Origin of the sequence: Paraburkholderia aspalathi (assembly GCF_900116445.1) — a bacterium.
Taxonomy (GTDB): Bacteria; Pseudomonadota; Gammaproteobacteria; order Burkholderiales; family Burkholderiaceae; genus Paraburkholderia; species Paraburkholderia aspalathi.
Window position 1 is genome coordinate 1 of record NZ_FPBH01000045.1, and the last position, 22,514, is coordinate 22,514.

At 60.3% G+C, this 22,514-nt stretch carries 23 protein-coding genes and 1 pseudogene; 20 read left to right on the forward strand and 4 right to left on the reverse strand.

Going from position 1 to position 22,514, the window contains the following annotated elements; genetic code table 11:
- The first annotated feature begins 144 nt into the window (after nt 1–144).
- The 10 genes from BM438_RS40125 to BM438_RS40170 all read left to right on the forward strand — a co-directional run bounded on the left by BM438_RS40125 (nt 145) and on the right by BM438_RS40170 (nt 9,072).
- Nucleotides 145–1,305 carry a PDDEXK nuclease domain-containing protein gene (locus tag BM438_RS40125; protein ID WP_093646208.1) on the forward strand — a complete coding sequence of 387 codons (1,161 nt, stop codon included), beginning with the start codon at nt 145–147 and terminating at the stop codon, nt 1,303–1,305.
- Between the two features lie 258 nt (nt 1,306–1,563).
- Nucleotides 1,564–2,433, forward strand: a complete 870-nt coding sequence (locus tag BM438_RS40130) for a hypothetical protein (protein ID WP_093646211.1) — start codon at nt 1,564–1,566, stop codon at nt 2,431–2,433.
- Between the two features lie 16 nt (nt 2,434–2,449).
- Entirely contained in the window at nt 2,450–3,667 is a 1,218-nt protein-coding gene (locus BM438_RS40135; protein WP_093646214.1) for a hypothetical protein, read from the forward strand.
- A 115-nt stretch (nt 3,668–3,782) separates the two neighbouring features.
- Complete coding sequence (locus BM438_RS40140) at nt 3,783–4,241, forward strand: hypothetical protein (RefSeq protein ID WP_244179570.1); 459 nt, start codon at nt 3,783–3,785, stop codon at nt 4,239–4,241.
- Nucleotides 4,242–4,759: 518 nt separating this feature from the next.
- Nucleotides 4,760–5,011: a hypothetical protein gene (locus BM438_RS40145; protein ID WP_244179571.1), complete on the forward strand. Its 252-nt coding sequence runs from the start codon at nt 4,760–4,762 to the stop codon at nt 5,009–5,011.
- Nucleotides 5,012–5,032: 21 nt separating this feature from the next.
- Nucleotides 5,033–5,872 carry a hypothetical protein gene (locus BM438_RS40150; protein ID WP_093646220.1) on the forward strand — a complete coding sequence of 280 codons (840 nt, stop codon included), beginning with the start codon at nt 5,033–5,035 and terminating at the stop codon, nt 5,870–5,872.
- 259 nt (nt 5,873–6,131) lie between these two features.
- Complete coding sequence (locus BM438_RS40155) at nt 6,132–6,410, forward strand: HU family DNA-binding protein (RefSeq protein WP_093646222.1); 279 nt, start codon at nt 6,132–6,134, stop codon at nt 6,408–6,410.
- Entirely contained in the window at nt 6,407–7,564 is a 1,158-nt protein-coding gene (locus BM438_RS40160) for a PDDEXK nuclease domain-containing protein (RefSeq protein WP_093646225.1), read from the forward strand. The genes BM438_RS40155 and BM438_RS40160 overlap by 4 nt, the downstream gene beginning before the upstream one ends.
- A gap of 737 nt (nt 7,565–8,301) precedes the next feature.
- Nucleotides 8,302–8,505 carry a hypothetical protein gene (locus tag BM438_RS40165; protein ID WP_093646228.1) on the forward strand — a complete coding sequence of 68 codons (204 nt, stop codon included), beginning with the start codon at nt 8,302–8,304 and terminating at the stop codon, nt 8,503–8,505.
- Between the two features lie 246 nt (nt 8,506–8,751).
- Nucleotides 8,752–9,072, forward strand: coding sequence for a hypothetical protein (locus tag BM438_RS40170; RefSeq protein ID WP_093646231.1), 321 nt, complete (start codon nt 8,752–8,754; stop codon nt 9,070–9,072).
- 8 nt (nt 9,073–9,080) lie between these two features.
- Here BM438_RS40170 and BM438_RS40175 read toward each other — a convergent pair whose 3' ends face one another.
- On the reverse strand, nt 9,081–9,470 hold the full coding sequence (locus BM438_RS40175; RefSeq protein WP_093646234.1) for a DUF3022 domain-containing protein: 390 nt from the start codon (nt 9,468–9,470) through the stop codon (nt 9,081–9,083).
- Between the two features lie 988 nt (nt 9,471–10,458).
- Between BM438_RS40175 and BM438_RS40185 the strand changes: the two genes are divergently transcribed.
- From BM438_RS40185 to BM438_RS40195, 3 genes are read left to right on the forward strand one after another with little or no spacing between them, the layout of a single operon-like run.
- Nucleotides 10,459–10,698 carry a type II toxin-antitoxin system ParD family antitoxin gene (locus BM438_RS40185; protein ID WP_093646239.1) on the forward strand — a complete coding sequence of 80 codons (240 nt, stop codon included), beginning with the start codon at nt 10,459–10,461 and terminating at the stop codon, nt 10,696–10,698.
- A 29-nt stretch (nt 10,699–10,727) separates the two neighbouring features.
- Nucleotides 10,728–13,841, forward strand: a complete 3,114-nt coding sequence (locus BM438_RS40190; RefSeq protein ID WP_341865806.1) for a CheR family methyltransferase — start codon at nt 10,728–10,730, stop codon at nt 13,839–13,841.
- Entirely contained in the window at nt 13,838–14,215 is a 378-nt protein-coding gene (locus BM438_RS40195) for a response regulator (protein WP_093646244.1), read from the forward strand. The genes BM438_RS40190 and BM438_RS40195 overlap by 4 nt, the downstream gene beginning before the upstream one ends.
- Nucleotides 14,216–14,415: 200 nt before the next feature.
- Here the strand turns inward: BM438_RS40195 and BM438_RS40200 are convergent, their stop codons facing one another.
- Nucleotides 14,416–15,135 (reverse strand): Crp/Fnr family transcriptional regulator, encoded by a 720-nt coding sequence (locus BM438_RS40200; protein WP_093646246.1) that lies wholly within the window; start codon nt 15,133–15,135, stop codon nt 14,416–14,418.
- Nucleotides 15,136–15,683: 548 nt separating this feature from the next.
- Between BM438_RS40200 and BM438_RS45945 the strand changes: the two genes are divergently transcribed.
- From BM438_RS45945 to BM438_RS40220, 5 genes are all read left to right on the forward strand, one after another.
- Nucleotides 15,684–16,016: a hypothetical protein gene (locus BM438_RS45945; protein WP_208620755.1), complete on the forward strand. Its 333-nt coding sequence runs from the start codon at nt 15,684–15,686 to the stop codon at nt 16,014–16,016.
- Between the two features lie 718 nt (nt 16,017–16,734).
- Nucleotides 16,735–16,965 (forward strand): hypothetical protein, encoded by a 231-nt coding sequence (locus BM438_RS40210; RefSeq protein ID WP_093646248.1) that lies wholly within the window; start codon nt 16,735–16,737, stop codon nt 16,963–16,965.
- Nucleotides 16,966–17,221: 256 nt separating this feature from the next.
- Entirely contained in the window at nt 17,222–17,383 is a 162-nt protein-coding gene (locus tag BM438_RS45775; protein WP_167378531.1) for a hypothetical protein, read from the forward strand.
- Between the two features lie 194 nt (nt 17,384–17,577).
- Complete coding sequence (locus BM438_RS40215) at nt 17,578–17,787, forward strand: DUF1059 domain-containing protein (protein ID WP_093646251.1); 210 nt, start codon at nt 17,578–17,580, stop codon at nt 17,785–17,787.
- A 169-nt stretch (nt 17,788–17,956) separates the two neighbouring features.
- Entirely contained in the window at nt 17,957–18,427 is a 471-nt protein-coding gene (locus tag BM438_RS40220; RefSeq protein WP_093646254.1) for a ribonuclease, read from the forward strand.
- 242 nt (nt 18,428–18,669) lie between these two features.
- Here the strand turns inward: BM438_RS40220 and BM438_RS40225 are convergent, their stop codons facing one another.
- Together BM438_RS40225 and BM438_RS40230 are read right to left on the reverse strand one after the other, a co-directional pair.
- Nucleotides 18,670–19,911 (reverse strand): sensor histidine kinase, encoded by a 1,242-nt coding sequence (locus BM438_RS40225; protein ID WP_093646256.1) that lies wholly within the window; start codon nt 19,909–19,911, stop codon nt 18,670–18,672.
- 301 nt (nt 19,912–20,212) lie between these two features.
- Entirely contained in the window at nt 20,213–21,088 is an 876-nt protein-coding gene (locus BM438_RS40230; RefSeq protein ID WP_093646258.1) for a metallophosphoesterase, read from the reverse strand.
- Nucleotides 21,089–21,651: 563 nt separating this feature from the next.
- Between BM438_RS40230 and BM438_RS40240 the strand changes: the two genes are divergently transcribed.
- Nucleotides 21,652–22,086 (forward strand): response regulator, encoded by a 435-nt coding sequence (locus tag BM438_RS40240; protein ID WP_093646263.1) that lies wholly within the window; start codon nt 21,652–21,654, stop codon nt 22,084–22,086.
- A 35-nt stretch (nt 22,087–22,121) separates the two neighbouring features.
- Nucleotides 22,122–22,220: pseudogene (locus BM438_RS45950) on the forward strand (IS6 family transposase); the annotation flags it as partial.
- Nucleotides 22,221–22,514: the final 294 nt, after the last annotated feature.

The following is a 22,514-nucleotide window of genomic DNA, read 5'->3' on the forward strand; positions in this document are numbered from 1 at the left end:
AAGCTCAAGAGTGCTCAAAAGCGACCCTCGATCATCGCCGCTTGCTGGATCCAGGCTACGCTGTGGTGATGTCATGAATTATGGAAGTCTCAATAATGTCCACGGTGAACTCATTAACGCTGAAACTACCTGTTGACAGTACAAATGACTGATATCGCATTAAGCGGTGCCGATTACAGTGGCATACATGGCGACATCGTTGCGCTTCTGGAACACGGTCGTCGTGCTGCGGCCCGAAGTGTCAACGCACTGATGACGGCTACCTACTGGGAGATTGGTCGTCGTATTGTCGAATTCAGTCAGGGCGGGGAGGGGCGTGCGGCCTACGGTCAGGCGCTTCTAGAGCGGTTGTCGGTCGACCTGACAGCCCGCTTCGGGCGGGGGTTTGGGGTCGACAACCTGGAGCTGATGAGGATGTTCTACCAGACCTACCCGCCAGCCACGATTTCCGAATCACTGATTCGGAAATCTACGCCCACAGACCACCCGGGAAATTCCGAATCGGCGATTCGGAATTTCGATCTCGACCAGCTCGCGACCACATTCCAGCTGTCCTGGACGCATTACATCCACCTCATGCGGCGAACCCGGTCCGTTGAAGAAAGAGCGTTTTACGAAGCCGAAGCGCTGCGTGGCGGCTGGAGCGTGCGACAACTGGATCGGCAGATCAGCAGCCAGTTTCACACACGTGCGATGCTGTCGAAGAACAGGCCGGAGATGCTACAGAAGGCGGGAAAGGCGCAACCGGGCGACCTTGTGACCGCAGAGGAGGCCATCAAGGATCCTTACGTTCTTGAGTTCCTGGATCTCAAGGACGAATATTCAGAAAGTCAACTGGAGGAGGCATTGGTCCATCGGCTCGAAGACTTTCTTCTTGAGCGGGGTGGCGATTTTACGTTCGTGGGCCGCCAGCGTCGCCTTCGGATTGGTGAAAGCTGGTTCCGGGTAGATCTTCTGTTCTTTCATCGGCGTCTGCGATGCCTTGTTATCGTCGATCTCAAGCTCACCGAGCTCAATCACGCCGACGTGGGTCAGATGCACATGTACTGTAATTACGCGCGCGAGCACTGGACGCTGCCAGGAGAGAACCCACCCGTTGGGCTGATCCTGTGTGCGCGAACGAATGCCGCGGTGGCGCGTTATGCATTGGAAGGGTTGCCAAACAAAGTGCTGGCGGCTGAGTACCATATGGTCCTCCCGGATGAAAAACTCCTCGCCGAAGAACTGGCCAGAACCCGCCGTGCCTGGGAGGCCCAACATCGGTCGGAAGAGGGCGCTGACGGTGCAGACGGTCAGCTGTCGTGACAGGTGCACCGTCATGATTGCATCACGCCCGGTTAAGCATCAACAACCATTCAGAGACTGACTGTCTGTTACTATGGCAATCTGTGTGCGGAAATACATCTCCTTAGCGGTTCGGCGAGCTGTACAAGATGGGAGCCAGAGCATGACACGGTGCGTGCAGTCGCCGAGTCAGTCGATGAGCACCGCGGAAAATTGAGAAGCACGGTCAAATGGATTAATCTCGTCAGCCTGACCAGCCAACTGTTCTGAATCCGACGGATGCAGCTCGACATTTTCAACGACAGCCGCGACGTGATGCTGCGCAATGACGTCCTGTCAGCGTTGCAGCGGTACGATGCCGCAGGCGCGCGGCGCGCGCTGCAGGCCCTTGTGAACGAGTATCCGGACGATGTCGCTCAGGTGTATTTCGGTTCGATCGTCAATGCTCTCGAGGGTCGATCGACGGTACCGTTTGACCGTCATGACGCCCTGCAGGCTCGCCAGTCGCTATCTCACGAAGTCCAGCCCGCAGTCGCGCATGTGTTCCCGAGGCAGACTGGGGCGGCCTGGCTCGCACCGCTCTGGGCAGAACTGGCCGGGCGCGCCGCTGCGCTCCCTTTCCGTCCGCACCACGCGGATGCGCACGCGGCGCCGCTCTTCCTGCTTGCTGCGCGGTGGGCCGAGGCCTCCGATGCGATATCGCACATCGCGTCCTGGCGACGGATTCCAGCGCCGCTTTGCTGGATGACGGAGGCACGTTACCGGCTCGATGGCCTGGACGCCGCCTGGCCATTGCTGGTGGAACTTGCGTGGCTTTCTCCATCCCGGTTTGACCAGCTTTTGAGCCGTCTTGGCGACTCGTCCATCAAGACGTTGCGGCGCGTCTTCGATACGTCGTTCGACGGCGCCGGCGACGTTGGCGATCTGGCATGGTTTCCGGCGTGGGTACTCACGGAAAAGGCCGGCCTCGCGCCTCTGTTCAAACAGGCAGAGCCTTCGCGACGGAATCCTCCCGAGCGGGCAGCGAAGACGATGCTCGAGTTACTCAGCCTGGAGCGTCAGGGCCGGCATCAAGAACTGCTGGAAACCCGGCGCGAACTGCAGGCGCTCAACGCGGCGCTGTACGCGGCCTACATGAAGACGCGCTGAGCAGGCGCCCCGGAGCATGACACGCACAACCTCTCACAAATGGGCTTTCGCCACGCGGTTCCGGCGTGGCGCCTTCGGCTGGAAATCCGCATTGCCGATCCAGCGTCTGAAGGAGGCCCTGATCGAAATCCGGCAGATCGCTCGCGCAGATCCTGTTCTCGCCGCGGACGGCGCGGTCGCTTTGCTCGAAAAGCTTTCGCCGGCACTCGAGCACGTAGACAGTTCTTCTGGCGCAATGGGTACTGCCGTGAATCGCACAATCGATTCCCTTGTGCCGGTCATCGCCGGGGTGGACGTACCTGCTCCGGTACGGACGCGTTGGCTGGAACGCCTGTTTGACGCGCTCCAGGACGACCCGATGCCGTATATCGAACAGCTGGGCGATCGCTGGGGTGACCTGTGTACGTCGCCCTCCATCGCGTCCGCATGGGCGGACCGGTTGTTGCCGGTGACGGCGCGCGTGATGGGCGGGGAAGGTCTGGGCGAGCATTTCGCGGGTACCACCGCCTGCCTCAGCGCGCTGAATGCCGCCGGGCGCCATGAGGAACTGCTCGCTCTCGTGAATGCCGCGCGCCTGAACTGGTGGGGGTATCGCCAGTACGGGGTGGATGCACTGATCGCATTAAATCGTTCGGCTGAAGCACTGCATTACGCGGAAGCGTCGAGGGGGTTGAATGCACCCACTGCCGCAATCGCCCGCAAATGCGAAGCGATCCTTCTGTCGTCGGGCATGATAGACGAGGCATATCGACGCTACGCGATCGAGGCCAATCAGGCCACCACGCATCTCGCGACGTTCCGTGCCATCGCGAAAAAATATCCGGGCAGGAGTCCCGACAGTATCCTCCACGACCTGGTCGCGAGCAGTCCCGGTGTCGAGGGGAAATGGTTCGCCGCCGCGAAAGACGCCGGCCTGCTCGATCTGGCGGCGTCGCTTGCGATGCGCGGCCCCGCCGACCCGCGAACCCTGACGCGGGCCGCACGCGATTTCGCGCAGCGCAAGCCTGAATTCGCGGTGGCGTGTGGCACGGCGGCGCTGCACTGGATGGCCGCAGGCTTCGGTTACGAAATCACGGGGAGCGATGTGCTGGATGCCTACGGTGCGCTGGCGGATGCGGCCCTTGCTACCGGCATGGAACGAGACCAGCTCAAAAGGCGTCTGCGGGACCAGTTTGCGGCCATTCCGGGGCATTCGTTCGTCACCACGGTGCTGGCGCGTCATCTGCCGGCATGACGTCGAGATGCATCCAGGTCACAGGATTGACGGTTCCCGCACGGCCCGTGGCCGGACGTGTTGTCGTCAACGAGTCGCTCCCGGTCGTGTGGGACGGGCGCCCGTTATGCCGCCGATGACTGAACTGAAGCGCAACGCAGCTGTAGACGGTAGTTTTACGATAGGCAAAAGCCAGTACAGGACTAGCATCATGAAAGAGTACAACCCCGAGTGCGCGCCCGAACCTGAATCATGGCTTGAGCTTGACGAGCAGGAGCGAATTGCTCTCGTCGAGGCGTATCACCGCGTCGCCCGCAGCAAACTTCCCAACGTCACGGCACACGCCGCGCTACACGCGATCGTCGAAAACCAGATCGCCCTGAACCTTGAGCCCGTGGTCCGGGCGATGGATCGCCTCGGGAAAGAAGGGCTTACGCGACACGACGCTGTGCACGCGATCGGGTCAGTCGTCGCAGAGCATCTGTTGGATATTTTGAAGACGAATCAGAACGACGATGCTGCGGCTTCGCCAGCGCGTTACTACGCAGCGGTGGAGCGACTGACCGTCGCGCGTTGGCGCAAAGGTGAGCACTGATGGCGGGACCATCGAAGCTTCAGCCGTGGCTTGAAGCGAGGCAGCGCTTCAGGTTGAGCCATACCCATATCCAGATGGCTCGCGAACTGGGAATGAATCCCCGAAAATTCGGATCGCTGGCTAACGACCAGCAGGAGCCGTGGAAGCGCCCCCTCGCCGAATTTATCGCGCACTGTTATCACAAGCGCTTTGGTCGTACTACGCCAGAACACGTGCAATCTCTGGAAGAAGTCGCGAAGCGTGCGGAACGGGGGCGTAGCGAGCGGCGGGAGAGAAAAGCCAACAAAGCGGTTCTGCCAACAGGGCCACACCGTACCGATAGCGGATCAAGCGGAAAGCTGCCAGACCCACACGAACATGGCAGTGAATAGGTACGAAGGGAATGGACACGACGACCGTCTGGGTGGGCGATGTCGACCATTTGCGCCAAGGCTGCTTCTACTTTTCCTTCCGAAACGCTTCTACTTTCGCTTCATTGCACGGCGGTCAAACGGCTCATTGCGGACTGCTGGCCCGGGATGAGCCGCGCGCAGCTCGTCGCGCGCGCCCGCCGTCATGCGCTTCAACCGTCGCTGCGCGCCGCAGGGGACAACCCGGGCGCGAGCGCGCCGGGTGAAACCGGTCCCTTCAGTCTGACCGTGACGGTCGACGGCACGGTGGTGCGACTCGCGGCCCATCTGCGCCGCATCGCGAAACACCGGCGCCCGGCGCGGCCGGCGAAGGCGTCGAAACCGCCCGCGCGCGATCCGCGGCAGGGCGATCTTTTCTGACGGACGCCGAGGAGCTGAATAATGGGCCGACCCCGGATTGAATGGAACGATGCACAGCTGCTCGCCATCATGAATGGCATCGCGGCGACCGACCGGGATTTCCCGGTCGACAACGCGCGTTTTCTGGATGGACTGATCGCGGAAGTCCGGGCGATTACCGGCCGCGTGTTTGGCGCGACGACCTGCAGCCGGCTGCTGCGCGATGTCGCGCCGCAGGTCGGCGTCCAGCGCCATCCCAGTGCGCCGACGGTGCAGCGGGCGATCCTGCGCGCGCACGCGCACGCGCACGCGCCGCTGGCGCAGCCGGGCAGTGCGGACAGCCGGCCGGTCGATCTCGACCTGATGCGACAGGCGCTGGCCCCGGTGGTGCGCGAGGCGCTCGCACCGCTATATACCTCGCAGCGCGAGCGGGTGCTCGGGCATGCGGGCGGTGCTGCCCAGGATTGTGGTGACGCGAACGCGATGGTGCAGCAGCCACTGCTGCGGGCGGCGCTGGAAGATGCCCATGCGCGGATCCAGCGTCTTGAACAGGAGAACGCGCAGTTGCACCGCGAACTCGGCGAAGCGCATGCCGCGCGGGATCTGGCCGGTGAACACGTGAACCGGCTGCTCGGCGAGCTGCATGCGTCGATCGAACGCGCCGGCGTCGGCGCCACGACCCTCGCGCAGACGGCCACGCAGCTAGCCGGCACCGAGCGCTTTCTCAAGATGCAGAACGATGCGGTGCGGCTGCAGGCGAGCGGGGAGGCGGACGCGCTGCGCGCGCAGAATGGCCAGCTGCGCGAGCGGATTGACCATCTGCTGCTGGAAGTCGATCAGTACCGGCGCACCCTGTCGACCCGCCCGCCCGGGAGTCGCTGAGCGCGCGGCGCGCCGGCGCGGTTCGCCGCCCGTCGGGCCGGTGCGGGGGTTCCAGCCGGAGGTGCCGGTTCGTGATTACTCCAGTGATCAGATGTAGCGATTTTTTGCTGGCACGGAAGAGGGTCATTTTCTGGTCATCGCTGACGACCGGGTGCCGGAGAAAGGGCAGGGCGCCGCGCCGCGTCAGGTGGTCCCAGGTTTGCCTGTGGGCCGTGCGATGCGGTAGGGTGCGGGTTTCCGTCACTGAAGAGAGTTGTTCATGAACAAACAGGAACTCATCGATGCGGTCGCTACCACCACCGGCGACACCAAGGCCGCCACCGGCGAAGCCATCAATGCGGTGCTCGGGGCGATCATCGGCGCGCTGACCGCCGGCGACGCCGTGCAACTGGTCGGCTTCGGGTCGTTCTCGACGGGGCAGCGCGCCGCACGCACCGGCCGCAATCCGGCGACCGGCGCCGAAATGCAGATTGCTGCGGCGAAAACGGTCAAGTTCACGGCGGGCAAGGCGTTCAAGGATGCCGTCAACGCGTCATGACGAAGGTGGCGATCGAACCCGGCGACTACGCCGGGCTGCACAAGGAAGTGGTCAGTGCCGTCGAGTCGGCGCGACGTACGGCGGCACGCAACGTCAATGCCGTGATGACCGCCGCCTACTGGGAGATCGGGCGGCGGATCGTTGCCAGCGAGCAGGGCGGGCAGGCGCGCGCCGGCTACGGACAGGCACTGATCGCCCGGCTCGCGGAGGACCTGACGCGCCGTTTCGGACGCGGATTCGGCCGGGCCAATCTGGCCAGCATGCGCGCCTTTTATTCAGCCTGGCCGGCGGCGGAGATTTTCCAGACAGTGTCTGGAAAAACGGCCGCGCCCGGAAATGTCCAGTCGCCGTCTGGACAATCGCGGCCGGCGAACGACGTCGTCGACGCCACGGCAACGGCGCCCGATTACATGGCGCTGGCCACCCGCTTTACTTTGCCCTGGTCCGCCTATGTGCGCCTGCTTTCAGTGAAGACGGCAGCCGCGCGCGCTTTCTATGAAACAGAGGCGTTGCGCGAAGGCTGGTCGGTGCGCCAGCTCGACCGCCAGATCGGTAGCCAGCTTTACGAGCGGCTGGCGCTGTCGCGCAACGAGGCGGCGCTGCTCAGGAAAGCCGCTGATGTCCAGCCGGGTGATCTCCTCACGCCCGAGGAGGCGATTCGCGACCCGTTCGTCCTCGAGTTTCTCGACATCAGGGACGAATACTCGGAGTCGGATCTTGAGGAAGCACTGATCCGGCACCTGGCGGATTTCCTGCTGGAACTCGGCGACGACTTCGCGTTCGTCGGCCGGCAGCGCCGCCTGAGAATCGACGACACGTGGTTCAGGGTCGACCTGCTGTTTTTCCATCGACGGTTGAAATGCCTCGTCATCATCGATCTCAAGGTCGGTCGCTTCAGCTATGCGGACGCCGGGCAGATGCATCTCTATCTGAACTACGCGCGCGAGCACTGGATGAAGCCTGGGGAGAATCCACCGGTCGGTCTGATCCTTTGCGCCGAAAAAGGTGCAGCCGAAGCACACTACGCACTGGACAACCTGCCGAGCAAGGTTCTCGCGGCGGAATACCAGACGGTGTTGCCCGATGAGGCGATGATCGTGCAGGAGCTGGAGCGCACGAGAGCAGAACTGGAGCGGCGTACCGGAGCTTCGTAGGGTTGGGTCCCGATGCCCGGCAGATCCCGGACATCTGAAGGCGACGCCGCGAGTCGGTACCGCATCGTCATGTGGAAAAGGGTGGCGCGTTTTAACATCCGCCAGTTCAGACAGAAACTCAACCCATTAAAATAGGAATACCTAGCTTGATGGGCGGGTCACCAAGCGAATCTGTAAACGCGGTCCAGCCTCCTATGAGCACATCGCCGGGTCCGTGAACGGCCGCCGTCGGGAGGGCACGACAGCCTCTTGTCGACCCCAAACGACCATCCAGGCCGCATGGAAGTAACGGCCGATGTCGCGAGCGGAACAGTCAGAGGGACTACGGACCGAAAGTTCTCTTCAGCGTATCTGCCAAAGAGATTTTGCCCGGCTCACGTCGGCCGCTTCTGTCGTTCGGTTTCAGGCCGCCGGGATGCTGCGCTGCCGATCCCGTAGCTGCTTATAGAAGAAACACGTAAGCGGCGGTTTTTACGCGGCGTTGCAATTTGTGCAAAACACTACGAGCCGTATGAGAACCGCACCGGTGCGATGCATCCTTGGGCGCGTTTATTGCTAGTCCTATCGTTGTCGAGCAGTGACTTCTTCCACCTTTACAGCGGATGGACGGCGGATACCGTCAATGAAATATGCATTTGAATTGTCGGCGCACTATTGTGCGCTCGCCGGATCCACGCTCGCTTGTCGTTAAAGGAGTTCGGACGGTGATCGGGGCGAGCCATGCAGGAGAATTTGTGATGAACTCGAATTTCAGGAACGTCATGGTAATCACGGCAATCGCGATGTTGACGATGGGCGCAGCAGGCTGCCAGCGTGCTGGTAACAGTGGCGGCGCAGGAACTGATGCTGGCAGCACGGGCGCAATGAGCGCACCGTCGGCCGCGAGCGGCGGAGCCGCTGCGGGAGGCATGGGCGGAGGCGCGTCGGGTGCGAGCCAGTAGACCCCGACAACATCGCGACAGCTAGCTGTTCTTCGCCGGAGCCATCGCAGCATGGCTATGACACGTCGTGCCGTCGTATTGACGAACCACTGGGCAGCCGCGCTACAGAATGTCGCTGGGTTTCCACGTGCGGTCCTCACCTTTGACAATCTCGCAGACTATAACGATAGTCATGCAGCGGACGTCCCGCGAGCGGCCAACCGGCTCCGGTCCCTGTTCCGCAGGGCTGGCCCTCCGGAGTCCAGAATGCAATCGACCGACAAGCAAATTGAAGTATCACCGGACGATCCCACTATGCAGGTGACGTCAGCCCGCACACCGGTCCAGTGCGATCGTTACCGGCTCACCGTGCGTGCAAGGGCAGGGAACCTGAGGGTTGTTGCTGCGTGGCAGGTTCTCGGTTGCGAGGCACACCATGCGGACCACGTTCGGGTCCGCGTTGATCGCCGTCACGGCTACGAAGAAATGACCATTACGTTTGCGGCCGTGACGTCCGATACGCTCGCAGCGATGGTGGATCGTCTGATCGCGTTGCCGTGGGCGCTCGATGCGTACTTTTATCCCTGAGTACTACCTCACGGGTAATAATCTTCCTCGTCCTGTACATCGAGAAGCGCGTCGTCGACGTTGATCTCGATCGAGCAGTCGCCTTCTACTGGAGGTGGCGTGTACTGTTCGTCAACGCGCTGCCGGATGAAAGCCCCCAGCCGGTTGCGGATCGCCCTGCCTTGGGTAGTGTCCATCGCGGCGTAGCGATTAATCTGTGGTGCCGTAAATCGGATCGCCGTGACGCAGCGCGAATCCAGCGACGTATCGCGTTTTGATTCGACAACCCAGGATAGCTGGAACTGCACGCGGGATCCTTCCTCATAACATTGCACCGACGGTGTCTTGGGTGAGGCGAAAAGCCCTGCCAATCCCAGTTCGATCTCTTCGATCCGCTGTTCCCGGTCAATCGGCCTCATGATCGTTTCCTCCTGTATTCCCTCACCTGACAGGCGTCTCGCGCGTGTGCGCCGAACTCGCCGGAAGAACTCAGGAACCCACGCCCGCCCTCGGCGATGAGGCACCGTTGCCATTGCTGTTGTGTCCGCCCGGAATGGTAATTCCGCTGTCGTCCTTGCGCGTGCATCCGCTACACGAAGCGGCAATAACAACAATGAGTAGAATTTTCGTCAATGTGCTGACCATGAGGCGACCTACGCGCTGTTCGCGACGCATTGCGGCGGCAACATGTTGCCGCCGCGGCTGCACAAGGGGGTGGCCAGGATCAGAGTGAATTGTTACGGCAGTTTTTCAATGCCTGCGTACGTGCGTCGCGACTGCCGGTACCCTGTCGATATGCAGGCAGGCCGAAATCTGGTACGTCGATTGCTCCCTCGCAATACTGTCATCCGGACCGCATCTGCAAACCGTTCCAATGCTTCCTTCGTGCCAGAAACGCTGGTGTATTCATCGTGCCCAATCCTGCCGTCCAGTAATACCGCGAATCCTGAATTGCGCGCCATTTCGAGTATGTCCATTTTCAATCCCTCCGGCACCTTGTCCAGCTTTACGCCTGTAGCATCAGCATTTTTTATTCCTCAAGAGTTTCCGTCCCGCTGATGATTACGAGGGCAGGTTGTGTAAACGACGGCCCTCCGCCGCTGCGCATTCGTGGAGGATTTTCCTTTGCCATCACGCAAACCAGCTGCGTAATAGTGGCGCGGCGGTCCGGTTCACGTCCCGTATTTACTGCACGCCCGCTCAGCACATAGCCATGCTCAACAGACAATGAGTGCCTGCGATAGTAAGAGCTTCGACGTGACCCGATTCGAACGGCCTCGCACTGAGCGCAGCCCGTTGAGCCCCCTTTCCGTAAAGCGTTTCATGAAGCGGTGACTCATACCGATTCACTGTGCCAGTCGGGCAGGGGTAATATAAAGTGTTATCCCTCTCCCATTCCGAGTCGCCATGCCGGCCAAATACGCAATCAGCGTCAGTCTGACGGAGCATCTCGCTTCGTTTGTAAAAACACAGATCGTGAACGGTCGTTACGGCACAGCCAGCGAGGTCGTCCGCGCCGGGCTGCGCCTGCTGGAAGAGCGGGCCGCGCGCCATGCTGAGTTGGACCGTAACAGCGACAGGCCGGCGCCGACGCGCAAGGAACGGACGAACGGTCGCGACCGTGCTGCGATGCGGGAGAAGCCGTAATGTCAGCTACTGAATTTCCAGTTGTAGGCGTGGGTGCGTCTGCCGGCGCCGTCGAGGCACTGGAGGGCTTTTTCCGCGGCATGCCGGAGAAGCCCGGCCTCGCGTGCGTTATCGTCACGCACCTGAGCCCGGATCGTGAAAGCCTCCTGCCGGAGATCGTCTCGCGTTTTTCCCCGATGCCAGTGCACATCATTACCGATGGCATGCCAATCGAGATCGACACTGTGTACCTGTTACCAACCGACGCCGTGCTAAGCGTCACGAACAGGACACTGTACGTTCAGGCCCAGGACAGGCACCGGCGGGAACGCAGGCCGATCGACGTCTTCCTGAGCGCACTCGCAGCCGATATCGGCGAGATCTGCGCCGGCGTCATTCTTTCCGGCGCAGACTCCGATGGCACACTCGGCATCAAGGCGATCAAGGAGCGCGGCGGGCTGACGCTCGCGCAGGCGCCCGACGGCTTCGGTCCGCACCACCCCGACATGCCCGACAGTGCAATCTCCACTGGTCTCGTCGATTTCGCGGTGCCGGTCGAGCAGATGGGTGCGAAGCTCGCCAGCTTCGCCAGCGGCGCCTTCATGCTCGACGGACAGGTCAACGCACAAGCCGAAACGACGGGGTTCGATGAGGCGCGCGAAGCCATCTACGCGATCTTGCGCAACCAGATCGGACACGACTTCAGTGGCTACAAGGTCAAGACTTTCCTGCGCCGTGTGCAGCGGCGCATGCAGGTTCTGGAGATCCAGGCGCCTGAGGCCTATGTGGCCCGGCTGTCGGCAGACCCTGAAGAAGTTACAGCCCTCTTTCGTGACCTGCTCATCAACGTCACCAGCTTCTTTCGAGATGCACAGGCCTTCGAGAGTCTCGCGAATGTCGTCCTGCCAGAACTCTTCGAAGGCCGCGGCGCAGACGATACCGTGCGGGTATGGGTGCCGGGTTGCGCGACAGGCGAAGAGGTCTATTCACTCGCGATACTGATGCGTGAGCAGATCAACGGCCGCACGGACGCGCCCCGTGTACAGATTTTTGCGACCGATATTGATGACGGGGCGCTTGCCGCCGCGCGCGCGGCCCGCTACCCGCTCCCGTTACTCGACGGGGTATCGGAAGAGCGCCGTCAGCGGTTTTTTGTTCCCGAGGGCAGCAGCTACGTGCTCGCCAAGGAGGTCCGCGATCTCTGTATTTTCTCGCCGCACAGCGTCATCCGCGACCCGCCCTTTTCCCGTATTGACCTCGTGTCCTGCCGCAACCTGCTGATCTATTTCGGTACCGAGTTCCAGAATCAGGTCATCCCCACGTTTCACTATGCGCTGCGTCCGGATGGCTATCTGTTCCTCGGCACATCGGAGAACGTCAGCCAGTTCGACGAGCTTTTCGTGCCCGTAGAGAAGAAGCACCGGATTTTCCGGCGCCGGGCAGACGTCGCGCCGCAGATCCGTCTGCCGCTGGCGGTCTCCGCCCTGCGCATCGGCCATCTGGCCGCGCTCGCGCCCAGCCGTCCCCCGCTGGGAAGCGCGGCGCTCCGTCACGTGGTGGATACCCACATGCTGGAGCGGTTCACCCCGCCGCACGTGCTGGCCACGCGTGATGGCGATGTTGTCTACTACTCGGGCCGTACGGGCAAATACCTGGAGGCGGCGCCTGGCGCACCGACGCGGCAGCTGTTTGCGATGGCGCGCAAGGGGCTCGGCCTCGACCTGCGCTCGGTCTTCCGGGAGGCGGTGGAGTCGGGGCGTGCGGTTACACGCGACGGTGTGGTAGTCGAGGGGGAAGACGGCCGCGTGCAGGCTGTCAGTCTGACGGTCGAACCGCTTGCCGATCACACGCAGAATGAGCGCATGTATCTCGTCGTCTTCGCCGACCAGGGGCCGGGCCTGACCCGTGAGGAGGCCATTGTACGGGCGCAGGCCATGCATGACGGGACTGCGGCCCAGGCCGAAAAGGAACTGCGTGATACCCGCGAACGTCTGCAGTCGATGATCGAGGAATACGAAACAGCACTCGAGGAACTCAAATCGTCGAACGAGGAGCTGGTATCGGTCAACGAGGAACTGCAATCATCGAACGAGGAGCTGGAGGCGTCGAAAGAGGAACTCGTTTCGTTAAACGAGGAGCTGCACACCGTCAATCTTGAACTGAACGGCAAGATCGATGCGCTCGACCGGGCGAACAGTGACCTGCAGAACCTGTTCGAGAGCACCGCAGTCGCGACCGTGTTTCTCGACCGCAACCTCGTGATCCGTACGTTCACGCCGGCGATGAGCGGTATCTTCCATATTCGCCCCGGCGATCGGGGACGCCCGATCACGGAACTCGCGAGCCGTCTGAACCTGCACGAGCTGGAGGACGATATCGCGGCCGTATTTCGCACCAGTCAGCTACGGGAACGACAGGTAAGCAGCCGCGACGGGGCGACACATTTTCTGGTACGCCTCGCGCCCTATCACGATGGCGACCGGACAACAGACGGCGTCGTCGTCACGTTTGTAGACGTGACGGGCATGATGCATGCTGAGGAAAGGCAGAATGTGCTCATCGCGGAGTTGCAGCACCGCACGCGCAACCTGCTCGCGGTCATCCAGTCGATCGCGCAACAGACGCTCACAGGCGATCCGGCACTTGAGACATTCACCAGCCGTCTGGCGGCGCTGGGGCGCCTTCAGGGGCTCATCGGCGAAGCGAACGGGGATCTGATCGACCTGAGCGACATTGTGCGGCTCGAGTTCGATGCACTCGGCGTGGCGCAGAGCGACCGGATTGTTGTGAATGGCCCACCTGTGCCGCTCGGATTTCGCAATGTCCAGACGATAGCGCTGGTGCTGCATGAACTGGCAACGAACGCAGTCAAGTACGGGGCACTGAAGGATGAGGATGCACGACTTGCGGTGAAGTGGAATGTTCAGCCCGGGGCATCCGGTGCCGCTTCAGTCGTGATTGACTGGCTCGAAAGCGGCTTGCGAACAGCGCCTGATGCCTCAAGAACCGGGTTCGGTCGGCAACTGATCGAGAAAGCGCTGAAATTTACGCTTCATGCGAATACTGAACTGGCTTTCAACGCGGACGGCATCTCATGCCATATCGAGATACCCTTGCCATCCGCTCGCTCGCGCGATAGCACCTCCCAGGAAAGCAGCAGATGACCGGGTTTGCGAAACTGCTGAAGAATCAAAAAATCCTGGTGGTCGAAGACGACTACCTGGTGGCGCTTGCACTTTCCACCACGCTTGAAGAGGCGGGGGCGAGCGTCGTAGGGCCGATCGCGCGGGCGCAGGACGCGGTCATGCTGATCGAAGAAGGCAAGGAGCACATCGATGTGGCGATTCTGGATGTCGATCTGAACGGCGAGAAGTCGTATGCCGTGGCAGACGCGCTTGCATTGCGGCACATCCGGTTCGTCTTTGCCACCGGTTATGGCGTCGATGCAGTCGATCGCCAGTACCGTCAGTACCCGCGCTGTCAGAAACCGTTCGACCATCAGGCGCTTTTCAGGGCATTGATGGTTCGGGGGAGCTGAGGCGCGAATTCGATACACGATTATCGGGTGAGAGACTGCACCCCCGAACCGTCGCCTGCAGCCTGACGGAATCCTCGCCTGGTGATTTTCATCACCGTTATGACGGAGCGCCTGGCCGCGCAGTCAACGCTCGTATACTGCACTGAGCGGACGCATGGATGTCCGAGCCACGGCGTGGGCGAATGTCGCTCCCTGGGCCACTATGCCTCCGTCGAATCGGCTAACAGTCGGTCGTATTCCCGCTTCACTACGCCATAGCACTCGCACGCATGGTCTTCGAGCCAGGCCCTATCCAGTACCTCAATATAACCATCGCCTTTACGGATCACCTCGTCGCCCTGCAATTGCGCGAGGGCTTTGCTCATGCTGGCTCCCCGTGCGCAAAGCACATCGGCCAGCAGTTCCGATGCCACCTTTGGTTCGTTCGGCGGCAGGCGGTCGATACCGAGCAGCAGCCACCGGGACAGGCGCTGGTCCGTCGAATGATACTCGTTGCAAACGACCGTCTGGGCAATCTGCGCAAACAGCGCCAGGGTGTAACGTAGCAACAGCCGCTGCATCACGCCTGCCTGACGAAACTCTTCCATCAGGACGCTTGCGCTCAGTCGGTACGCCGCGCCCGGCTTTCGCACGACAGCTGTGTTTGTAGCTTCTTCGTCACCCATAAAAAGCTCGGTGCCAACCACGCCATCGTTACCAACTACTGCAATGTCCGCCGATTCGCCATCCGGCGTCGCTTGCCGTAACGATATTATTGAGGTCGTCGGAAAATAAACGTAGTCGAGATGTTCGCCGGTCCTGTACACGATCAATCCCGGCGCCATCTCAACCCGCTCCAGACGCGTTTTCAGACGCGTAAATTCCATTCTGGGAAGAAGACCCAGCAGTCGATTCTCCGTGCCATGAAGGTCATTTTCCATATGCCGCTCCTCGTCAGCCGGTCAAAAGCCGTAAACACCTCACCCAGCGAAGATGACACCTGGATTGCGAATGTACCGGCGGATGCGGCAGAGCCTCTCACATCAGGCGGAAGAAGTCGGTACGGTACCGGTCAAACGTCAGCTCGTTCGATACACGAGCCGCTACTCGCGACGCTTTAGCGTTAAATGATCCGTGACGGTCCAATGGATGAGCAGGCGCCGACATTCTACGCACGCGGACGACCGGCCGTAGACGGTCGGGGCCTCTCTCCGCCATCGACTGCACGCGACCCAATATAGGCCTTCCGCAAACTAGGCTCGAATGTCCACAGCAGGGGTGGGAAGGAGTCCTCGGAACGCTGGATTCGGCGGCCTGTTTGCGCGGCATTTTCTTTGTTCCCAAGGCAGTTGGAATCACCGTCTGGTCGCCGAAGGTCTATAACAGTATCGACGGCCCGAGATGGGTCTCTGACCAACCGCCGAGGCGCGGAAGCCTGCGTATATTTTGACCGAAGAAGGAGGTCTAGCGATTACGACCGGACGAATCCATGCTTTGTCTTTTCGAATCCCGATTAGCCTACGTATCGGAGGTAATCATGCAATGCGGGTACCGTGGGTGGACCATCGACGCGACGCCCGAGTTCTCCCTTGGGAAATTCTTTGCGCACGCGCGATTGGTCCGCGTTTCGGCTGATGATGAAGTTGAAGGTGAAATGCACGTCGAGCGTGACCTTTCCTATTTCGACACGGAGGACGAAGCGATCGAGGTTGCTCAACAATGGGCGTTTGAATGGATCTGCGAGCGCGACGGCGTCGACGGTATGCAGCACGAGACACGGGCATCCCGGAGCGGCATTCCGGCCGAAACTCCATCCAGATGAAATATCGCGTGCGGCGCGCCCACGCTGATTTGTTCACGTCAGCGCACCTTGCAACGCCGTAGCTGGAAGGCTGGGTACACAAAGAGCGGCGCCACCGGCGTTATGACGGGGCGCCGCCTGAATCACACACCCGCAGGACTGGGGAGACCGCGCGAGTGACTTGAACATATCGCTCGCCATGGCCCGCTTCAAGACGAAAAATCTTCATTTGTAACAATGGCGAAAGTACTATTTACATCATTTAATCTGATGATTTTCGCTACATAGACGGCCAGATGATCCTTTAGCGTGGGTGCGCGCCGTTCGCATTTTTTGCGATTTACAAAAATTGAAATTTTTTTACAAAACTGTTCATCGGTCGAGTCCGGCCAACGCTTGTTTCGTATCGATACCTCCGCTGTCACTCCCGATGGCTTCGCCCGGGCCTTTGCGGTCTGGGTGTTATTTCTCCTTCATGGACAGCAGAGCCTGGAATTAAGGGTTTTAGTTATCTCCGTTTCCTCCATGGCTCCTCCTTGTGTACTCGATATGGATTCAGCCCGCCCCTTGTGAGGCAGGCTTTTTTTGACGCGCCGATAGCTGCAATCGCGCGCACACCACCACTGAAAAATCCAGTATCCACCATCAACAAGGTCAACGGATCTTCGCCGGTGGCCGTTATTTGAATCATGCAGCAGGAACCGGGTTTTTGATCCGCTGCCAACAAAGGAGAAAGATCATGAAGAAAGTAATCGTTGCAGCGCTTGCCACGGCGCTTACCTTTGCCACCACGGCGGCATTCGCGCAGGCGAGCGGCGCGATGTCGAGCACTGAGATGGCGAGCGGCACGATGGCCAAGAAGCCGATGTCGAAAGACACGAAGAAGGCCAAGACGACACACAGCACGATGAAAAAGGGCAGCGACGCAATGGGCATGAAGCCTGCAGCGTCAGGCACGATGGGGCAGTAAGCAGATCACCCTTCCTCACCGCTGTTGGAAGCCAGGTTGTCTGTCCCCGGCTTCCAACAGTCGAGACTGGCCGAGCCTTGGCTAGCAGGGCCGATCGCACTTCGCCGCACGACGCATAGCACGTCGTAGACTGACCGGGCGCGCTGCTCAAGCGCAGTGCCCTCTTTTGAATATCTCCACCAAACGGATACCAGACAGGTATCCAACAGGTTTCCTGCCCTTACTCCGCGTCCAATTCGCGCCGGAGTGCCATGCCTTGCGCGACGGATTCCTTGGCGCGCTGCCGGGCCAGCGAAACCGGGTAATCGCAGCGGGCCCAGACCCGGATATGAATCCCAGCGAGCCGATCCCGTCGATGCGCGACTTACGCGGCAAGTTCCAGGAGCTCGGCCATGGTCCGGTGTTTGGGCAACTCTGATATTGGTTCACCGCCTGGCGGCCATTCGCCAAAGTTCACTTGCGCTAAATCCCGAAGATCGCAGGTCCAGTAATTGCGTCGAGATTCAACGTCGCATCCAGCAGCGTCGCCGGTTCCGGAAACACGTCTGCCATCGCGCGTCTACGGTGTGTCATCTCGCGCCGATACTATCGTTAGAAAGACGGAGACTCCAAATGAAAACCATGACGTGCAAAGAGCTCGGCGGCAAGTGTGATCAAAAATTATCGGCCGAATCATGGGACGAAATGGTGAAAGCCATGACGAAACATGTCGTGGACAGGCATCCGGATGTTGCCAACGAAATGGAAGAGATGCATAAACAGGATCCGCACAAATGGAGTAAAGAAACCAAACCTAAATGGGACGCAGCGCCTGAACTCTGAGCGTTCGCCGGTTTGCGCCGTGAGTTTCCTGTCCGCCACGTTTTGGCCGCTTTGCAGGACGACAGATTTAATACGCTCTACACGGGCCGAAGATTGATTCGCTCCGCCGTTAGCGATACCTTTATGTCTAGCCGGATCGTCGGATTCTGGTCAACCGGAGAGCCGTTTCGTGAAGAGCGCGTGGGCTTGCTCGTGCATCGTCGCCTTGAGTGCGATCCTTGGCGGATGTGGCAAGGAGGGATCGCGAAACGTCACTGAGGCATCGGGCGCATCTGCGAGCCAGGCGCCGGTTCAGCCAGCGCCTGGCGCGAGCGATACACCCACCGCATCAGGCGCGCGCGAGACCGGCGTGCTGGGCGCCGTCACGAAGACACAGTTGCCGGGGGAAGCAGTCGAAACACTGCGGCTGATCAAAGCGGGGGGGCCATTCCCTTTCGGGGAGGACGGTGTATTGTTCCGTAACAGTGCGCTTTTTCTGCCGGGGCATCCGCGCGGCTACTACCACACGTACACGGTTCGCACGCCTGGCATGACGGATCGCGGGCAGCGCCGGATCGTATGTGGTGGACCGCGCAGGCAGACCGGCGACTGCTATTACACCGACGATTACTATGCCAGTTTTAAGCGCATTGCAGAATAAAGGCGGACCCTGATCCTCGTTCACCTATATACGCAAGCTCAATACTGCTGACGAAGGTCTCGGTGCGTGTTCTTCCTGCAGGCCGCCTGTACATCGTTGCCGTGCATACGGTGGATCCGACACTCAATCAGATTACAGTGAAGAACGGTGAGCCAATTTTGGCGACGGAGTGGTGAGGAAAAGCATCGTTTCGCCTATGACTCGCCAGCCGATGTCGATGCGCGCCCGCTCCTCCTGCGCCTTCATTGGCCGGGAGCAACCGGAGCCTGTCCGGATTTCGACAGATGGAGCGGAAACCGGATTTCAAAGATGGTGCCATGCCCCTCGCGAGACGCGACGGCGATCCTGCCCTGCAGCAGCCGGCACAGCTCCCCGACAATCGCGAGTCCCAGACCCGCGCCAGGAATCTCATCGCCCGCAGCCCGTTCGAACTCGCCAAATACGCGTTCCCGGTCTGATGTCGCGATGCCGACGCCGTTGTCTGACACGCGCAGATACCAGTTGCCGTCCGCGAGGCCACCCATCGCGAGTTCGATCTCCCCGGATTTCGTATATTTGGTCGCATTCGACAGCAGGTTCAGCGCAACCTGTTTCACCTTGACATGGTTCGAGGCAACCAACGTCACGCCCGCATCAAAGACCACGGACAGGCGCAATCCCTTCGCCTCGATATCCGGCCGGCAAACCGTCACCAGCTCGTCAAAGAGTTCCCGGAGGTCGAACTGCTCGACGGCGAGCGATGTGCTGCCCCCCGGCACAACTGAATACGCGGTCATGTCGTCGACCAGTAGCTTCATGTCGGCCGCCTGCCGGGTGGCGAGCGCAAGGCCGGCATCCGCCCTGGATGGTGCGCGGGCAATCAGCTGCAGCCCGACCGAGAACGCGTTCAGGAAGTTGCGCAAATCGTGCACCACGCTGCGGGTGATCTGCATCCGTGATTCATACAGGTCACTCACCAGCTGCTGCTTGCGTGTCAGTTCGTCGTTGGTGTGTTCCAGCCTGCTGGCATACGCGTCGACCTTGCGGTCCCGTTCGGCGATGGCCTCACGGATGGACGTGACGGTGACGAGGGCCAGCGCCTCGTCGATGAGGTGTCGGGCCTGCCGTTCGTGCTGTCTCCCGAATGCCGGCTCCGATTCAGAAAAGACCTCCACCGCGCTCACGAGCACCTTGCGGAACAGTTCCAGCTCCAGAACAAGCTCATCGACCCGATAGCACTGTTGCCACCTGACCCTGCCGTGCTGTACGGCGTCGCGTTCGATGGCCGGCTCGACCCACCCGAGATCCCGTGCGTCGAGCACATTGCAGATCTCCTCAAGCAGTTTCGGCAGGTGGTCGGCCATCTCCTCGTAGGTCAGCCGGTCGGCCTCCACAAGATTCGGATCGGCGGAGACCGCATCCATCCATTCTTCCGTGAGCGTCGTATTCTGCTGGCGCAGCCAGGCGGCGAAATTCCATAGCGGCGATGCCGGATGAGAATTCATGGCGTGTGTTCACGAAAAGGATGGACACCGGAACAATCTACCCGACTTCAGATGCGGGACGACCTTTCGAGGGTTTTCCCGTCCTCCGGCTCGCATAAGTCTCTTACGCGTGCATCCAGAAATGGAGCAGGACTTGCAGATCGATCAGGATTGGATAAGACGATCGGATGAAGGCCCCTCATGCATTCCATCCTGCTCATCGAGAACGAACCTGACGTGCGGTCAGCGTGGCAGGGTTCCTGGATTCTCTGTGGCACGTGCCCGTCGGTCATGCCGGGACACGGACCAGACGGGTTGGTAGTTATCGAAGTTGCCCATATTTGCGGGCCGGTGTGTATTGCGTTACCTGGCAAAAAGCAGGCGCCTTACGGGTCGCCCGGCTCAGTAGCGCGGGAATTTCATCGAGGCGCAACAGTGTAAGGTTGCCGCAGTACACAACACCTGTGTCGACGTTGATGACATTGTGGCTCACGATCGGCTCAGGGCAGGGCGTATGTCCTACGATGACAGCCGCCACCCCTTCGATCCTGCCGCACGCGTCACGCCGTCCAGACTTAAGCCGCTTGAATACCTGCGCTGTGGCGCGGCGCAACGGCCCAAAGCCGTTCGGTCCTCGCAGCTTCCACCGTGACCGATCCCAGATGACCTTGTGCCGTATTTTCCCGTTAATACCTTCTTTCTGTAGCGCTTCAACCGTTCTGGGCCAGGATTGCAGGGGGACGTTAGCATGGACGATCCCGACCAGACCGAAGTCGGTCTCGATTTCGATCGCATACGGAAGTGCTGCCATGTAAGCAACGATCGCGTCTATGGACTTTTCTTCCCCTCTCATATCGAGCAGCCACCGACCGCCATTGGCCCGAATGAAGCTGTCATTGGCGCCACACAGACGCCAGCGTACGATCGAATCTTCATGATTGCCGCGTACCGACTGGATGTCATACCGACGCACTATGTCGAGGACAGCAGGTGATTCGAACCCTCTGTCTACCAGGTCGCCGACGGCAAAGACCCTGTCCCGTGACGGGTCGAACTGGCTAGCTTCGAGTTCTATTCGAAGCCGGGTGAAACATCCGTGCAGATCGCCAACAACGAAGTCACGGCCTGACGCATTTTTCTTGAAGTGCCGAACCGGTGGGAAGGCCTGCTCCATTTTTACCGCCGAAAGGATATCCACGTTGTGCCTTCGTGGAGATGACGAAATGGGTCCAACGTTCAACGCGAGTTTTCAGCGTGACAGCCCGCGGCTTTAAGTTGCGGCGGGATTGCCCACGGACGCAAGCGCGCTGCGTACTCGCCCTGCAGGAGCCTTGCCTCGCAGAGCTGGCAGAAGGTGGCGTCAATCAGACGCGGACGTGCGCTTTTGCCATCGCGGCGCATCAGATGTACCGCAAAAGTAGTGTCGCGTGCCAATGGCCTGCCAGTCGTATCCGTCTGTAACGAGATGTGTAAATAAGAAAACTACGTTATTTCTTTGAAGCATTGATCGAGGTCACCTCCGCTGACAGGCGGGTCGCAGGAGGCGTGACCGCACGCCACTTTGTACTTCCTGTACTTCCCGGTTTTCATATTTACTGTCAGTTACAAACGCCGTCCATCTAGTGCACGGCGACGCTTTGTCTCGCTCAACAGGGATTGGCACCGAAGTAATGTGCATCTCTCCGCGTCCGCACTTCACTCCGCGCACCATGCATATCGGGCACGTCAAATGCTGGAAACGCGCATATTGGAGGATCGTCAATGCAACCTTCGAATCTTGCCTGTGCAGAGGCCTCTTTCTGGACGACACGCGGTGCCGGAATCGCTGGCGCGAGGTTGCGCGTGCTGGTGGTTGATGACAACCAGAACGCCGCGCATGCGCTGGCAGCCGGCCTTGCGTTGGCTGACATGGAGTGTTGCACAGCGTGTGGGAGAAGGGAGGCGATCGCAATCGGGATCGCGTGGGAGCCCCATCTTGTGCTTATGGATCTTTCGCCACCTGAATACAGCGGTGCCGGGGCCGCCCGCTTTTTGCGCCACCACCCGGCTATCCGCGATGTCGCAATCATTGCCCATAGCGCACTGGATGAAGCGGAGTTGCTCCGACTTATGACCGATGATGACTTTGACGCCTACCTCCAGAAAGGTCAGCCGCGTGCCCAGATGGTTGCGCTAATCAGACGGCTTGCTCACTGATTTGCACTCGTCACATGTCGCGGCAATCGTGTCCGTCAGGCATTGAGACCATCCATATGAGCAGGAAAGGTCAGATAGAGGACAACGGCGTTACTCGAACCACTGCCGATCAGTTCTATTCGTTGGCAGCATAAGGACTCCTTGTTATCGCGTCATTTTTTTTGCATTGCGACATTTTCGCGACACAACCCTTTCCCGTTGCCGGTTGCCGCGATTCATTTGCGCTCCCGTAGAGTTGTTCCGGGCACTTGTGATGGCATGCTGGACATTCGCTACTTTGCAACTGTGTTATGGCGGAAAAGTAATGCCGGGACGTGAAACGATAGAAAACATCTGGCACCTGTGACCCGTGTTGTCCGACTCCATCGGCGCAGATCAGTCAGACGGCGGGGGCGGACGCCATGAAGGAACGAGCCCACGATCGACTG